The organism is Vibrio sp. TH_r3 (assembly GCF_033101115.1).
Taxonomy (GTDB): domain Bacteria; phylum Pseudomonadota; class Gammaproteobacteria; order Enterobacterales; family Vibrionaceae; genus Vibrio.
Window position 1 is genome coordinate 309,805 of the sequence record NZ_JAWMPW010000002.1, and the last position, 15,511, is coordinate 325,315.

General features: G+C 39.3%; 12 protein-coding genes. 3 read left to right on the forward strand and 9 right to left on the reverse strand.

Annotation, left to right across the window (positions count from 1 at the left end; genetic code table 11):
- Window positions 1–42 precede the first annotated feature (42 nt).
- The 4 genes from gnd to R3X26_RS03945 all read right to left on the reverse strand — a co-directional run bounded on the left by gnd (window position 43) and on the right by R3X26_RS03945 (window position 5,318).
- Window positions 43–1,491: a decarboxylating NADP(+)-dependent phosphogluconate dehydrogenase gene (gnd, locus tag R3X26_RS03930; protein WP_317715888.1), complete on the reverse strand. Its 1,449-nt coding sequence runs from the start codon at window positions 1,489–1,491 to the stop codon at window positions 43–45.
- 3 nt (window positions 1,492–1,494) lie between these two features.
- Window positions 1,495–2,217: a 6-phosphogluconolactonase gene (gene pgl / locus R3X26_RS03935; RefSeq protein WP_317715889.1), complete on the reverse strand. Its 723-nt coding sequence runs from the start codon at window positions 2,215–2,217 to the stop codon at window positions 1,495–1,497.
- 2 nt (window positions 2,218–2,219) lie between these two features.
- Complete coding sequence (zwf, locus tag R3X26_RS03940; RefSeq protein WP_317715939.1) at window positions 2,220–3,719, reverse strand: glucose-6-phosphate dehydrogenase; 1,500 nt, start codon at window positions 3,717–3,719, stop codon at window positions 2,220–2,222.
- 471 nt (window positions 3,720–4,190) lie between these two features.
- Window positions 4,191–5,318 carry an acyl-CoA desaturase gene (locus tag R3X26_RS03945; RefSeq protein WP_317715890.1) on the reverse strand — a complete coding sequence of 376 codons (1,128 nt, stop codon included), beginning with the start codon at window positions 5,316–5,318 and terminating at the stop codon, window positions 4,191–4,193.
- A gap of 404 nt (window positions 5,319–5,722) precedes the next feature.
- Between R3X26_RS03945 and R3X26_RS03950 the strand changes: the two genes are divergently transcribed.
- Window positions 5,723–6,661: a bile acid:sodium symporter family protein gene (locus R3X26_RS03950; protein WP_317715891.1), complete on the forward strand. Its 939-nt coding sequence runs from the start codon at window positions 5,723–5,725 to the stop codon at window positions 6,659–6,661.
- A gap of 294 nt (window positions 6,662–6,955) precedes the next feature.
- Window positions 6,956–7,900 carry a ribosome biogenesis GTPase YlqF gene (gene ylqF / locus R3X26_RS03955; protein WP_317715892.1) on the forward strand — a complete coding sequence of 315 codons (945 nt, stop codon included), beginning with the start codon at window positions 6,956–6,958 and terminating at the stop codon, window positions 7,898–7,900.
- A 105-nt stretch (window positions 7,901–8,005) separates the two neighbouring features.
- Here ylqF and R3X26_RS03960 read toward each other — a convergent pair whose 3' ends face one another.
- Window positions 8,006–8,986: a GTP-binding protein gene (locus tag R3X26_RS03960; protein WP_317715893.1), complete on the reverse strand. Its 981-nt coding sequence runs from the start codon at window positions 8,984–8,986 to the stop codon at window positions 8,006–8,008.
- Between the two features lie 442 nt (window positions 8,987–9,428).
- Here R3X26_RS03960 and clcA point away from each other — a divergent pair, with 442 nt between their 5' ends.
- Window positions 9,429–10,769: a H(+)/Cl(-) exchange transporter ClcA gene (clcA, locus tag R3X26_RS03965; RefSeq protein ID WP_317715894.1), complete on the forward strand. Its 1,341-nt coding sequence runs from the start codon at window positions 9,429–9,431 to the stop codon at window positions 10,767–10,769.
- Here the strand turns inward: clcA and R3X26_RS03970 are convergent.
- The 4 genes from R3X26_RS03970 to R3X26_RS03985 form a co-directional block, all read right to left on the reverse strand.
- The gene (locus R3X26_RS03970; protein WP_317715895.1) at window positions 10,764–11,282 is read right to left on the reverse strand and encodes a methylated-DNA--[protein]-cysteine S-methyltransferase; all 519 of its coding nucleotides are present in this window, start codon (window positions 11,280–11,282) and stop codon (window positions 10,764–10,766) included. The two genes, clcA and R3X26_RS03970, sit on opposite strands and share 6 nt — an antisense overlap.
- Window positions 11,283–11,525: 243 nt before the next feature.
- Window positions 11,526–12,056, reverse strand: a complete 531-nt coding sequence (locus R3X26_RS03975) for an MltR family transcriptional regulator (RefSeq protein ID WP_317715896.1) — start codon at window positions 12,054–12,056, stop codon at window positions 11,526–11,528.
- Window positions 12,057–12,116: 60 nt separating this feature from the next.
- A complete protein-coding gene (locus R3X26_RS03980) occupies window positions 12,117–13,262 on the reverse strand; it encodes a mannitol-1-phosphate 5-dehydrogenase (RefSeq protein WP_317715897.1) in 1,146 nt (381 codons plus the stop codon).
- A gap of 109 nt (window positions 13,263–13,371) precedes the next feature.
- A complete protein-coding gene (locus R3X26_RS03985) occupies window positions 13,372–15,258 on the reverse strand; it encodes a PTS mannitol transporter subunit IICBA (protein ID WP_317715898.1) in 1,887 nt (628 codons plus the stop codon).
- Window positions 15,259–15,511: the final 253 nt, after the last annotated feature.

Here is a 15,511-nt window from a genome sequence, read left to right on the forward strand (position 1 = left end):
ATCCCTTTTTTAATCTTATTAATTTAACAAGGTAATGAGTGATTAAACGTCGTAAGTTGTTGACGCTGTATCACCACCGGTACCAGTCCAGTTAGTGTGGAAAAACTCACCACTTGGTTGGTCAATGCGCTGATAAGTATGTGCGCCAAAATAATCACGTTGTGCTTGGATCATATTTGCAGGAAGACGTGATGTCGTATAACCATCAAGGAACGTCAATGCAGAAGTCATCGTTGGCATTGGTAGGCCTATCTCCATTGCTTTAGAAGCAACTTTACGCCAAGCAGGCATAGAAGACATCAAGATTTCTTTAAAGTACAAATCTGAACCTAAGAATTGAATATCTGGATTGGTTTGGTACGCATCACGAATATTACCTAAGAAAGCACTACGAATAATACAGCCACCACGCCACATTAATGCAACGTTACCAAAGTTAAGATCCCAATCATTTTCTTCTGACGCTTCACGAATTAACATAAAGCCTTGAGCGTAAGAGATAATTTTTGACGCTAAAAGTGCTTGTCTAATTGCGTCAACCCACTCTTTTTTGTCACCTTCTATTGGGGCAATGGTTTTACCGAATAGTGCTTCAGCATCAACTCTTTGCTCTTTTAGTGAAGAAAGACAACGTGCGAAAACAGACTCAGTGATTAAAGTTAACGGAATACCAAGATCCAGTGCATTGATCCCTGTCCATTTACCAGTGCCTTTCTGACCAGCGGAATCAAGAATTTTCTCAACCAGTGGCTCACCATCTTCGTCTTTATATCCAAGAATATCGGTAGTGATATCAATGAGGTAACTATCTAATTCTGTTGACTTCCACTCTTCGAAAATGGCTTGCATCTCTTGGTGAGATAACTGTAAACCTTCTTTCATAAAATGATACGCTTCACTTATCAGTTGCATATCACCATATTCAATCCCATTGTGGACCATTTTAACAAAGTGACCAGAACCATCTTTACCAACCCAATCACAACACGCTTCACCTGATTCAGTTTTTGCAGAAATTGCTTGGAAAATAGGCTTAACAAATGGCCATGCTTCTGGCGAACCGCCTGGCATGATTGAAGGTCCAAATCGAGCACCTTCTTCACCACCAGAAACACCAGTTCCGACGAAGTGAATGCCTTTTTCTTTAAGAGATGCAACCCGACGGTTGGTATCTGGGTAATTTGAGTTACCACCATCAATGATGATATCACCTACGTCTAGAAGAGGAACAAGTTGGTCGATAAACTGGTCGACGACATCACCAGCTCTCACCATTAACATCACTTTTCTAGGCGAGGCTAATTTATCGACTAAATCTTGCATTGAAGATGCACCAATAATATTCGTTCCTTTAGCAGGCCCTTCAATAAATTCATCCACTTTAGATACGGTACGATTATATGCAACAACGTTAAAGCCATGGTCATTCATATTAAGGATTAAATTCTGTCCCATAACCGCTAAGCCGATTACACCGATATCACCTTTCATTCTCTACTCTCCTTTCGTCAGCATTTTTGCTGCCTGTAAATCTAAAAACCACTCCGTCTGACCATGGTTTGATTGAATTTTTGCCGCAGGATAAACTAATTCATCTGCTGGCGTCGTTTCTATTTCTCGTAAAATTTCAGCTTTACTTTCACCTAACACAAGGTAGGTTAATCGCTTGGCGTTTTCTAATAATCTTGCGCTTTTGGACACTCGTACTTGGCCACTTTCTGGATGCGTTGCAACCACGGCAATGGCTTGTTCAGAAAAATCAGTTTGTTTTGGAAATAAAGAGGCAGTATGGCCGTCCGTTCCCATACCTAATAAAATCCAATCAAATTCCGGCAAGCCATTTTTATGGTTAATAAGTTGTTCCATTTCGGCAGAAAATCGAGAGACTTCTGCTTGCGGATCGTCTTCACCAATAATTCTATGAATATTTTGCTCAGGAATATCAACAATACTGAATAACAGTGAATTAGCTTCACCATAATTACTCTCAGGATCGGTTGGAGCGACACATCGCTCATCTCCCCACCAAAAGTGGAGATTTTTCCACTCAATTGATTGATTATAAGGCGCAGCGGCAAGTGTTTTAAATAACAACTTGGGCGTGCTTCCACCTGAAAGTGAAATATGGATGGCTCGATTCTCTAAGCTCAGTTCTTGCATTGTGTCAGCAAGAGATTTAACAACATCTTCAGGAGTTTTGAATACTTTATAGTTCATATTTATAATTCACAGTAATCGGTGTTAGTTAAGTTTTTACATGGAAAACGCCATTTGCGTCCGTCATCGGTGAGTAACTTGTCCGCTTCTATCGGTCCCCAAGTACCTGCAGCATAGCCAAATAAGTGCTCTAGGTTTTCTTTATAATCTAGAATTGGCTGCACAAATTCCCAACAAGCTTCAACTGCATCCGAACGAGCAAACAAAGTCGCATCCCCCTTCATACAGTCCAGTATCAGGCGTTCATAGGCAGTAAGCATATTACTTTCTTCTAAGTCATCATAATGAAAGTCCATTGATACTTCTTTTGCTTCAAAACCAGCACCGGGTTTTTTCAAACCGAAACTAAGTAGTATGCCTTCATCTGGTTGAATACGAATAATTAGTTTATTTTCAGGCGCATTAATACCAAATACCGGATGCGGAGTATTTTTAAAGTGGATGACTACCTCGGTTACGCGAGTTGGCAAACGCTTTCCTGTGCGTACGTAAAATGGTACGCCAGCCCAACGCCAGTTATCAATAAACATTTTTAATCCAACGTAAGTTTCGGTACGAGAATCATCGGCAACACCGTGTTCTTCCCTGTATCCTGGCAACAAATTGCCACGAACGACGGACTCTGTATATTGGCCTAATACTAGGTTGTTCTGTAGGTCATCTTCACTAAGTGGCCTAAAACATTGCATAACTTTAACTGCTTCATCTCGGATAGAATCGGCATTAATAACTGCAGGAGGTTCCATTCCGACCATAGCAAGGACTTGCAACAAATGGTTTTGGAACATATCTCTAACCGCGCCCGCGCCATCATAATACCCTCCGCGTTCTTCTACTCCTAAAAATTCGGCAGAAGTAATTTCAACGTGGTCAATAAATCTCATATTCCATAACGGTTCGAACATAGCGTTGGAAAAGCGCATAACTAACAAGTTTTGTACGGTTTCTTTACCAAGGTAATGGTCGATACGATAGATTTGGTGTTCTTTAAAACAAGCATGGATTTGTTTATCAAGACTTTGTGCAGACTCTAAATCATAACCAAATGGTTTCTCTATGATTAAGTTTTTCCAGCCTTCAGTTTCATCATTTAAACCGTTTTCGGCTAAACATTCTGGAATAATTCCGTATAGACTAGGCGGAGTTGAGAGATAATAGACCGTATTACCATTAGTGTTATGTTTATCTTTAATTGCCGACAATTTTTCTTTCAATATGGCGTATTCACTCGTTTCTGAAGTATTAATGGCCACGTAATACAAGTGGTCGCAAAATACATCCAGTAACTCAAGATCGACTTTTTCATTATCAATTAATGATTGCTTTAATTTAGCCTTGAAGGTCGCATCATCAAATGATGTTCTACTGACACCAAGTATGGCAAAGTCTTCTGGTAACATTTTATTAGCAAACAAATGATACAAGGCTGGAATTAGTTTTCGATGAGTTAAATCGCCAGAAGCACCGAATATTACAATAGTATTGTTTTCTGGATTCACTATATCTTCTATATTGTTCATAGTACTCTCATACAGTTTTAACTGTTAATTGAAACATTTTTGAGTCTGTAGCCTAGGGTCGGTTTGTTAAATATATACGACCAAAACATCAAAGGCATGCGTTCAGTCAAGCACTGCGTTACGGGTAACATTAGTAATGTATAGTAACTTAGTTCGATACTCAAGACTTTAAGATGCCTAGATTACAGGTTAATTGCACTAAATTAAATTAGGAACTGCCTATTAGTCTTATAAGCAGGGCCTTTTAAAAACCTTAATAAATTCAAGTGTAAAGCTACTTAACAACAAAAATATATGCACAAAAACACCTATAATAATAGTTACCATTACACAGATTAATTACACTATAAGTAAAAAACCAGAACGTAATAACGTTCTGGTTTTCTATCGTAGCCATCTACAACGTTTGCTTAGATCTGGTACTTGGCGTCTGTATAATTGGAACGGCTTATCTTATGCATACTGTTTTACCAGTTGATTCCAAGACACTCGTTGCTGGTAAAACCGCATCTTAATTTGTTGGTACTCTACTTTTAAAACAGAGTGTTCATAATGTTTAATTAACGTCTCTTTCTTTCCTTCAAGTAACTTTTTCTTAATATCGTAATAATCGTTCATATATTTAACCAACAACTCGCACTCTTCCTGTAAACGTACTTTGATCTGTGCATTACTAGGCTCAGCATCTAACTTGCGGTTAACTTTACTTAATAACGCTAACGCTTTAGCTTTTTCAATTCTGAGTGTTGGTGTAACTCTTAGATTGGTAGCTAAACCTAACCACGAACAACTTTTAATTAACCATTTGGTTGGATCATACTGCCACCAGTGAATACCATTTCTATAATCACTTTCGAAAATATGGTGGAAGTTGTGATAGCCTTCGCCAAACGTCAAAATAGCTAAAAACCCATTGTCACGTGCGGTATTTTTGGTTGTGTAAGGTTGCGACCCCCAAATATGAGCCAATGAATTAATAAAGAAGGTAGAATGGTGGCTCAAGAATAAGCGCAGAGCACCAACAATAAGTAACATACCGACCACATCTTGATAAATAAGACCGAGCACGATCGGTATACCAAGATTAGTCAGTAACGCCAGCGATAAGTAATGCTTGTGTTGCCACATAACCACGTTATCTTTTTGTAGATCGCGACAATTACTGTAATCATCATAATCCTGTTCAGAATAATTTCTCAACATCCAACCTATATGCGAATACCAAAAACCTCTGGTTGCTGCATAAGGGTCTTTATCTGTGTGGTCGACAAATTTATGATGTGGACGATGATCTGACGCCCAGTGCAATGCACTATTTTGTAAAGCAAATGCGCCACCTATCGCGTAAATATAACGTAAAGCTGAGTGTGATTGATAGGCTTTATGCGCCCATAAACGATGGTAGCCAGCGGTAATAGATAAGTTACAAAAACTGTAAGCAATAGCTAGCCAAATTGCATGCTCCCATCCATAACCTTGATAATATCCATATACAGGGGCTGCAACTAACGCCAATATAGCTGTTAGTGCAAAAACAAAAACATTTAACCAAATTAACGGTGGTTTGTTACTTATATCCATAACCTTTGCCGCTATCCTTATCAATTGAGAGAACAGTTGTGCGCCAGAATATCAGCGCACAACTGTACGCTCAACTAAAAATGCACAAAATTGAGTTACAAAACAATAATAGTTTTGATTTTAACATTGACAACAATTGGTTTAGTTACCACCAAGCGATAAGCTGAAATGATCCGATTCTTTAACACCATCAGATGATTTAACACGAGTAGGTATATTTCTGCATGCAGACTTAGCGTTGCAACCCTAATAAGATGCTTGATTAAACTATGAGGCACAATTATTGATAACTTACTAATTTATTGAGAAATATATCCAACTATCTGGTGAGAAACTAGCGTAAGTAAGTAAAGCATGTTATCAATACATGCTCCCTCGTAGAACACTTTTAACTGGATAATAATATGATCAGGATGTTTACCAATTTATTCCCTTTATGGGCGATTCTTTTTTCAACGGTTGCTTTTCTACAGCCAAACTTGTTCGTTGGACTAAAAAGCGCCATCGTTCCATTGTTAACCCTTATCATGTTAGCAATGGGCTTAACTTTAAGACCTAAAGATTTTAGTAATATTCGTAAAAATATTGGCGCCGTAACCACTGGAATCATTTTGCAATTCTCCGTTATGCCTTTGGTTGCGCTCGCTATCGCGATATTACTCAACTTTGATGCCGACTTGACGGTTGGTTTAATTTTAGTGGGTTGCGTGGCTGGCGGTACCAGCAGTAACGTCATGTGTTTTTTAGCCAAAGGCGATGTTGCACTCTCTATAACTATGACCGCAATTAGTACGCTTCTTGGCGTAATATTTACCCCATTGTTGGTAGAGGTTTTAGCAGGCAAAGCGGTTGATATTCCGGTAACAGGTATGATCATTAGTTTGATAAAGGTAGTACTGGTTCCAGTATTAATCGGTGTCGTCATCAATTCTTTGTTCCACCAACACATCGCGAAATTCAACTCAGTATTTCCTTTAATATCAATGACAGCGATTGTGGTTATTATTGCTATTGTTGTAGCTCTAAATGCAGGGAAACTGGTTGAAGTCGGCCCTATGGTTGCGTTAGCGGTAGTACTGCATAATTCTATTGGTTTGTTGATGGGGTATTGGATACCAAAGAAAATTGGTTTCGATGAAAAGATATGTCGTACGATTGCTTTCGAAGTAGGCTTACAAAATTCTGGCTTAGCAACCGCGTTAGCAATGAAATTCTTTGCACCTACCGCGGCAATTGCTGGAACCATTTTTTCAGTTTGGCACAACATTAGCGGTTCAGTTCTCGCCGGTTATTGGGCGAAAAAAGAAACAGATGCGACACCAACCGTTTCTCAACATGTATAACAACTAAACAACAATACAAGCTGATTTAAACAAACTATCGTTTCTATCAGCTTTCGATATTCTTCACTTCGTTACTTCTATTATTTGGTCGGTATTGCATTCCACTTTTACTTGTTGCATCTAGTACAAATCACCTCGTAGTAAATTTTCATCGCATACTTTCAAATGTCTTTCAAAAAGCATTACTGGTACAATGCCGACAATTCTTAATTGCTAATGGTGCTACTATCGAGGTTCATTTCAATTGTTAGCACCTCATAGCGACACATAAAAACGTAAAGGTAATAAACTCAAATGGTTAACAACGCGATTCAATGGTTTCCGGGCCACATGCACAAGGCTCGTAAGGAAATTGAAGAAGTTATTCCTCAGATCGATGTCATTATCGAAGTTTTAGATGCTCGAATACCGTTTAGTAGTGAGAACCCATTGATATCTTCACTTCGTGGGGACAAACCTTGTGTCAAAGTTTTAAATAAACGTGATTTATCTGATCCAGAGTTAACCCAGCTTTGGATCGAACACTTAGAAAAAGAGCAAGGCGTTAAGGCAATGGCGATTACCACGTCTAATCCTGCTGAAGTGCAAAAAATTATGGAGTTGTGTCGTAAACTTGCCCCTCATCGTGAAGATATGGGAAAAAACATTCGCACTATGATTATGGGCATTCCAAACGTTGGTAAATCAACCATTATCAATTCGTTAGCAGGCCGCACGATTGCACAAACGGGTAATCAACCAGCGGTAACACGCCGACAACAACGCATCAACCTGCAAAATGGCATTGTATTGTCGGACACGCCTGGCATCTTATGGCCAAAGGTAGAAAACCCTCATAGTGGTTTCAGGTTAGCAGCAACTGGTGCAGTGAAAGATACGGCAATGGAATATGAAGATGTGGCATTTTACACTGTTGAATATTTAGCCAAACAGTATCCAGAGCTGTTAAAAGAACGTTACCAACTTGACAGTCTCTCTGATAGTGAAATTGAATTAATGGAAGCAATTGGGGCTAAACGTGGCTGTTTACGAGCGGGAGGCAGAGTCGATCTCCATAAAGCATCAGAAATCTTGTTGCATGAATTGCGTAGCGGAACATTAGGTAAAGTGACACTAGAGTTACCAAGTATGATAACTCAAGAATTGATTGAAGTTGAAATTGAAACAGCGCGTAAACAAGAAGCTCAGATAAAGAAAAAAGAAGAACGTCGTAAGCGTTACTTAAGAAATAAACGTTAACATCATTAACTCTGTTTTATCAAATAGGTAATTATTATCACTGAACAATAGAGAGCTCGGCACAAGCTCTCTATTGTTAATTCTCATTATTCTATTTTTGGAGCATTACATTTCTGTTAGTTGTAATAACACGCCTTCCAATTGATCCCACGGCAATAAACAACTATCAATAACTTCAATTCGTGATTCAAAACCACTTAATGAAAGTTCATTTACTGACACAACGCCATTGGATACATTGTAGGCAAAACACCCTTTCTCAGTGTTGATCACTCCCTTTACTCGTTCTGCTGTTAACGAACTTAACATTGAAAACATATCGTCAAAGCTGAACACTATTTCTGGTGCAAATAACCATCCACAACTAAAATACCCCTGCCCTTTGTTCTCTTTTCGAGTGTAGTTTTGACCTGGCGGTATCGAAAATTGCGGCTCCATACTGGCATGGTCATGATGATGCGTTTCGATATGTGAAGGTTGATTTTGTTCACTTCGAACCATATCCAGAAATTGCAAATCAAATTCCCCTTGAGTGGCCAGACTCGAGGCGGCTTTGCTCGGTTGTTGTTTATCAAACCAGGCTTGAAATTCTGCTAAGTCGGAATCTGAACTGGTATCCGCTTTATTAGCAATAACAATATCAGCACTATCCAATTGGTCATTGAAGTTTTGATTAGTGGTATATCTATCATCAGAAAAATAACTTGGATCAACCAACGCAATAGTAGCCTTAAGATCAACATAATCACGATACTGTGGTGAAGTTAAGATCGCTATGACTTCTTTAGGATGGCCTAAACCAGTGGGTTCAATAATTAACCTGTCAGGCTTCATACGCAGTAGTGCATTTACACCGACCGACATAGGCACGCCGGCAGTACAACACATACAGCCTCCTGGTACTTCCTTTACGAATGCACCACTATCAGAAAGCATTGCGCCGTCAATTCCAATCTCACCAAACTCATTGACTAATACCGCCCATGATTCGTTACTTGGTTTACGTTTGAGCAAACTTAAAATAGCTGTTGTTTTTCCTGTGCCTAAAAAGCCAGTAATAATATTGGTTGGAACCTGTTGTGACATAGTGTACTCCTGTATAGGCTAAGGAGTATAAGAGATATTTGACGATTATAAAATGCAAAAGGCGCACAACTTTGTGTACGCCTTAAAACACCTCGAGACTCAATCGTGAGTTCGCGTATGGAATCAATCAACAAAACGTTCCAACAAATAACGAGGATTATAAATAATATTTCACTAAATCCATATTGTGTGTAACAACAAAATCTATGTAAGGCGGATTAAATTAACTCCATGTAAGTAGGTTGACTTTGCCTTACTTTTTAAGTCTGGTAGATATTTACAAAAAAGCAATAGTTGCCGAAATGAAATAGCAAAACTGTGATGTAAGTTTACCGCTTTAAAAAATTATTACGCATAAATCCACTAGAAATATATGTTATTATTTCGTCACTTATGCAGCACGCTTCATTTAACGACCAACTATAGAGATGATGTTTATATTATGGCAAAAATTTCTCGGCCAACACGAATCCCTAATTTTTTCTCTAATCAAAGTGATTACTTTGCTGTGGTACTATTATCAGGGATCGTTGGAACATTAGCCGGAATAGTTGTGTCTTACTTTAATATTTTTATTAATTGGATACTGGAATTTCGCATATCTCTACTTGATTATAGTTCACCAGACCAATTCTTAGTTCAAGCTGCCACTATCGTTTTCAGTGGGGCTTCTATGGCTGCACTCGGATTTTGGCTCACTTATCGATTCGCTCCTGAAGCTGAAGGTAGTGGTATTCCTCATATTGAAGGAGCATTGGCTGGCGAACACGATATCCGTTGGTATCGAATTTTGCCGGTTAAGTTTGTATCAGCAACACTTGCGATTGGATCCGGTATGATTTTAGGAAGGGGGGGGCCTTCGATTCAATTAGGTGGTGCAGTTGGCCGAATGGTAGCAAGTAAGGCACATAAATTTGAACATGCCCAACATATCCTAGTGGCAGCAGGGTCGGCTGCTGGTCTTGCCGCCGCATTTAATACTCCTTTAACCGCCATTCTATTTGTAAATGAAGAGATGCGAAGGCAGTTTAGTTATAATTTCACCTCAGTAAAATGTGTTACGTTAGCCGTAATAGCCGCCACTATTGTGATGGAATATTTAAATGGCCAAAACGCTGTTTTATTAATTCCTACCTTTGATACGCCACAACTTCAATCTTTACCTACATTTGCGGCTTTGGGCATGTTATTCGGAATCATTGGCGTCTACTTTAATAAAACGATTCTTCGTACCACCAGCTGGTTCAAACATTACCACGGAACAAGCATGATTCGTCTAGTAACTACAGGCGCTTTGTTTGGCGCTCTCTTCTCTCTATTACATGTGACTTATCCAATTCTATCTGGGGGCAGCTTACCAGCTATCACTCAGCTGTTTTCTACACCTGCTCCTTGGATGGTGATGGCTCTGTTTTTTACGTTAAGAATGTTTGGTACGATTGCGTGCTTTGGTTCTGGCGCTCCGGGTGGTATTTTTGCCCCAATTTTAACTTTAGGGACATTTTTCGGTTTAACTTATGGTGTGCTTATCCATGATATTGCACCTGCTCTTGCAACTGATGCGGGTATTTACGCTGTCGCTAGTATGGGAGCATTAATAGCAGGAAGCTTACGCACCCCGCTTACCGGTGTTGTATTAGTAGTGGAAATTTCTAATAATTATCAACTCATTCTACCAACTATGGTCACTTGTTTCGGTGCGACATTTATAGCCCAAGCTATAGGCGGACGTCCTCTATATGCTTCATTACTTGAGCTAAAACAGCAAGACTGGAAATTATAGTGAAGCAAACATATCTTGCTCTAACATGAGTAGTTTTCGTTTAGTTTCTAAGCCACCCGCATAACCGACCAACTGGCCGTTACTACCTATAATACGATGGCAAGGAACTATAATTGACAAAGCATTGGCGCCATTGGCGTTAGCAACAGCACGTACTGCATTTTTATTGCCTATTCCTTGCGCCAATTCTAAATAACTCGCTGTATCACCAAATCCAACTAGCATAAGTTGCTGCCAAACTTGCTTTTGAAAAGCTGTGCCTACAAATAGCAGAGGTAAATCAAATTCACGACGTTTTGATTGGAAGTATTCTTCAAACTGGTTTCTAGCTTGTTGAAGTACAACATTATCTTTTTCGACAAATGTTGCGCCCAATTTCGTTGCAATACGATTATCTATAGCGCTTCGCATTTTTCGATAGCGCCAGTCACACATGCATAACTTGTTTTGAAAACTGGCAAGCAGCAATTCACCATAGGGCGTTTTATAATTCTGGGTTTCAATAAAGTCCATAATGTACACTTATTGTTAAGTAAGGCGAACTGCCGCCACACAGATTGAATATCAATCAGAACAGTGCAATCATATTACTGTGTATTTATACAGTCAAATTATTTAAGTATAGAAAAGGAAAGTAAATTAAGTATTGGTGAATAACTTGAACGTATAATTTTTGAGGTAAACAAATGAAATAGTAAAAAATGCCCTTCCCAATCTAAACGTCTCCTATGACTGTTCGGAGCTTACATAGCAAGATTAGAAAGGACTATCCTTATTTAGTTCGTGACATATCTCCACCACCGCAAGTGCTAAACTGGATTTTATAACCTGTTGTTGTCTAGCTTGTTGCATTTGGTAAAACTCGATATCAACATCACCATCTGGCTCTAGCTGTTCAAAATGAACCACGCCCATTTTTTTAATCAGCCTCAAGTTTTGAATTGACTCTAAAACCATAGGAGTTGTAAATGCATGATCTGACAAATCAGCGTTGAGACTATTCTGCAACCTAATTATATCTTCAATATCATGATATACAGCGTCGGGAATAACACCTAAACCAAAAAGTAATTTCAACCTTACACTAACGTCACCCAATGGCCCAGTATCATGTAGCAAAGGACCAACAACTGACTGAACGGCAAAGTTATCTTTTTGAAATATTCTATGCATTAGACCTTCAACTGCTTCGTTGAAAACACTGACAGCTACGACAAAAAATGCCCTAACAGAGGTGGTACTATTCAGTTTTTCAATTACTTCTGTTTCGTCTACTGTATCTACCATATTTTGTCTTTACTACATAGAGTATAAGGAAGGACTCAGTGTCCCTCCTTATAAGATTACTTAAAGCTGAGCATATAACGCATCAACGTAGGCTATTTCTTCGCCATCAATGTCAAGGCCAGTATATTTAGCAAGTGTAGCTTTCACACCTTCAGCTTTTAATGACTCTTGTAGCTCTACGGCTTGTGGGTCTGAATTATTGGTGTATTTCAATGCAGCTGCAACACCTTTAAGTAACGTTTTGTTTGCTGTGCCATACTCTATCGTTCCGAGTAACGGTTTAATCAAGCGATCACCGGCACCAAGTTTACGTAATGGCTGACGACCAACACGATCAACTTCATCAACCAAATATGGATTAGCAAAACGTCCTAGAATTTTTTCAATATATGCGGCATGTGCGGCAGGTTCGAAACTGTAACGACGAATTAGAACTTCACCACTTTCTTCCATAGCTTGTTTTACGTCAGCCTTAATCGCTTGGTCTTCAATAGCTTCACGTATAGTATTGTGACCAGCAAGACAGCCTAAATAAGCAGTCACACAGTGACCAGTATTAAGGGTAAACAATTTACGCTCAACAAATGCCATTAGGTTATCTGTACACTCCATACCTGGAATATTTGGTATGTCACCTTTAAATTGCGTTTGGTCAACAATCCACTCACTGAATGTTTCTACCGTAACGGCTAGAGGATCGGTTTCTCCCTCTTCTGCTGGAGGAACAATTCGGTCAACCGCTGAATCAACGAATCCAACCAGTTGCTCAACTTTTGGTTTCACTTCGTCACTTAATTTTTCAAATACAGCTTCTTTAAGTTGACTAGTACCGCGAACCATATTTTCACAAGCGATAATATTAAGCGGAGTCGAAATGCCTTGAGCTAAGCGCTTTTCAATTGCTTCTGCCACTGTTCCCGCAATGATTTTTAATACTGTTGGTCCAACTGCTGTAGTAACTAAATCTGAGGCTACAATGGCATCAACAATTTCAGGGCTAGTAGAGTTTAACGCGGTAACGCCTGTAACCGTTTCAACTTTACAGTCAGCGCCAACCACCTTAACAGGGTACTCGTTGCGAGCAATCAACCCATTAACGACTTCTTCGTTAACATCTGCAAAAGTAACTTCTACCCCTGCATCAGCTAGCAATTTACCAATAAAACCACGACCAATGTTACCTGCGCCAAAATGTAGTGCTTTCATAATATGTATTCCAAAAAAATAAAAGTTATTAAAATCAAAAAATGAGGTCAGCCATTGGGGGCAAAGGCCGACCTCGTTCACTTCGCTTAGGAGCGTCGATTACAAGAAATTAATTGCCGTTTAAAATTCGAAGAACATCATCTGGGTTAGATGTAGACTTCAGACATTCAATCGCTTCTTCATCGTCAAGTGAATTTGTAATTGCTGAGATAACTTGGATATGCTCATCACCTTGAGCCGCAATGCCAATAACCATCTTAGCAACATCATCCTCATCTTCACCCCATTGAATACCTTGAGGGAACTGACAGAAGACAATACCTGTTTTTAGTACGTGTTGTTTTGCTTCAATTGTACCGTGTGGAACAGCGATAGATTCACCCAAGTAGGTAGAAACTAATTCTTCGCGAGCCAACATACCGGCAACATATTCTGGAGCAACATTGCCCAACTTAACAAGTTGTTCACCAGCAAACTTGATAACTTCTTCTTTAGTCGATGCTTCCATTCCTAAGAAGATGTTGTCAGTTGATAACTTTAGTGTTCCTTCATCACTAGAGTTTGTGTCTACTGATGCTTCAGGCTTTTTTATTGCACCCTCTTGAGCAGCAACAAGTTCAGCAACTAAATTGTCATATAATGCGTTATCTAAAAAGTTAGACAGTGAAATATGTTTAGCAGAAGCAGCATGGTTACGCGCTCTATCAGTTAAATCTTTGTGCGTAACAACAATATCAACATCTTGTGGTAGGTTGTTAATCGCTAGGTTTGTAACTTCAATTTCTAGGTTAGCAGCTTCAACTTTCTTACGTAGAAGACTCGCACCCATTGCACTTGAACCCATACCCGCATCACAGGCAACAATGATTTTCGTCACTTGAGCCATGTTGATGTCTGCACCAGCAGCGCCTTTTGAAGTCGACTTCATGTTTTTCATTTGGTTAGTCGCTTCTTCTAGAGAATCGTCATCGTCTGTTTGTTTTTGAGTTTTCATCAGTAACGATGCAACAAAGAATGAAACAGCAGCCGATGCGATTACTGAAAGAATAACACCAACGAATGCAGCTTTCGGAGTCATCAACAATACAGCAAAGATAGAACCAGGAGATGCTGGAGAAACAAGGCCAGAGTCAAACATTACGTTAACGAATACACCTGTAGAACCACCAGCGATAACAGCTAGGATTAGACGAGGGTTCATTAATACGTATGGGAAATAAATTTCGTGGATACCACCCAAGAAGTGAATGATAGAAGCACCAGCAGCAGATTGTTTTGCAGCACCTTTACCAAACGCCATGTAAGCAAGTAGTAAACCTAAACCAGGACCTGGGTTTGCTTCGATTAAGAAGAAGATTGAACGACCCGCTTCTTCTGCTTGTTGGATACCAAGTGGCGAGAAGATACCGTGGTTAATTGCGTTGTTTAAGAATAGAATCTTAGCTGGTTCAACAAAAATTGATGTAAGAGGTAGTATACCTGTTTCAACCAGAACGTTTACGCCTGATGCCATTGCAGTAGATAGCGCTTTAACAGCAGGACCAACAACAACATAAGCTAAAATCGCACAGATCATACCGATGATGCCAGCAGAGAAGTTGTTAACTAACATCTCAAAGCCGCTTTTCACTTTACCGTGGACCGCTGCATCAAATTTCTTAATAGCAAGTGCACCTAGTGGACCAACAATCATTGCACCCATGAACATTGGGATATCGGTACCAACGATAACGCCCATTGTTGTAACAGCACCAACGACGGCACCACGTTCACCAGCAACCATTTTACCACCGGTATAACCGATAAGTAGAGGAAGCAAATAAGTAATCATTGGACCAACCATTGAAGACAAAGTCTCGTTTGGAATCCAACCTGTTGGAATGAATAGAGCAGTAATAAAACCCCAAGCAATGAATGCACCAATATTTGGCATTACCATGTTGGAGAGAAAACGACCAAAGTTCTGTACTTTGACCTTCGCTTCTGGTGATAACATAAGAGTTCCCCGTTCGATGTTCTAAAAGTTTATGTTGTCGGTTCGCTAAAACCGTATTTTTTTTCGACACAATAAATTTAACACATAAAATGCGTTTTTCATTCAGAGCCGAACATTCGTGATGGCAGTCACAATAAATAAATAACAAAGAAAAAATAAAGTGATTCAACTTGCAAAAACTTAATGTAATTTAATTACATTTATCTAATTTAGTTAAAGTCAACAACTAAATAAGAATCAATGTCACACTTTA

Bases quoted from the DNA above. Each gene is read 5' to 3' on its own strand.
- gnd (WP_317715888.1), bottom strand. From the start codon at position 1,491: ATGAAAGGTGATATCGGTGTAATCGGCTTAGCGGTTATGGGACAGAAT.
- pgl (WP_317715889.1), bottom strand. From the start codon at position 2,217: ATGAACTATAAAGTATTCAAAACTCCTGAAGATGTTGTTAAATCTCTT.
- R3X26_RS03945 (WP_317715890.1), bottom strand. From the start codon at position 5,318: ATGGATATAAGTAACAAACCACCGTTAATTTGGTTAAATGTTTTTGTT.
- R3X26_RS03950 (WP_317715891.1), top strand. From the start codon at position 5,723: ATGATCAGGATGTTTACCAATTTATTCCCTTTATGGGCGATTCTTTTT.
- ylqF (WP_317715892.1), top strand. From the start codon at position 6,956: ATGGTTAACAACGCGATTCAATGGTTTCCGGGCCACATGCACAAGGCT.
- R3X26_RS03960 (WP_317715893.1), bottom strand. From the start codon at position 8,986: ATGTCACAACAGGTTCCAACCAATATTATTACTGGCTTTTTAGGCACA.
- clcA (WP_317715894.1), top strand. From the start codon at position 9,429: ATGGCAAAAATTTCTCGGCCAACACGAATCCCTAATTTTTTCTCTAAT.
- R3X26_RS03970 (WP_317715895.1), bottom strand. From the start codon at position 11,282: ATGGACTTTATTGAAACCCAGAATTATAAAACGCCCTATGGTGAATTG.
- R3X26_RS03975 (WP_317715896.1), bottom strand. From the start codon at position 12,056: ATGGTAGATACAGTAGACGAAACAGAAGTAATTGAAAAACTGAATAGT.
- R3X26_RS03980 (WP_317715897.1), bottom strand. From the start codon at position 13,262: ATGAAAGCACTACATTTTGGCGCAGGTAACATTGGTCGTGGTTTTATT.
- R3X26_RS03985 (WP_317715898.1), bottom strand. From the start codon at position 15,258: ATGTTATCACCAGAAGCGAAGGTCAAAGTACAGAACTTTGGTCGTTTT.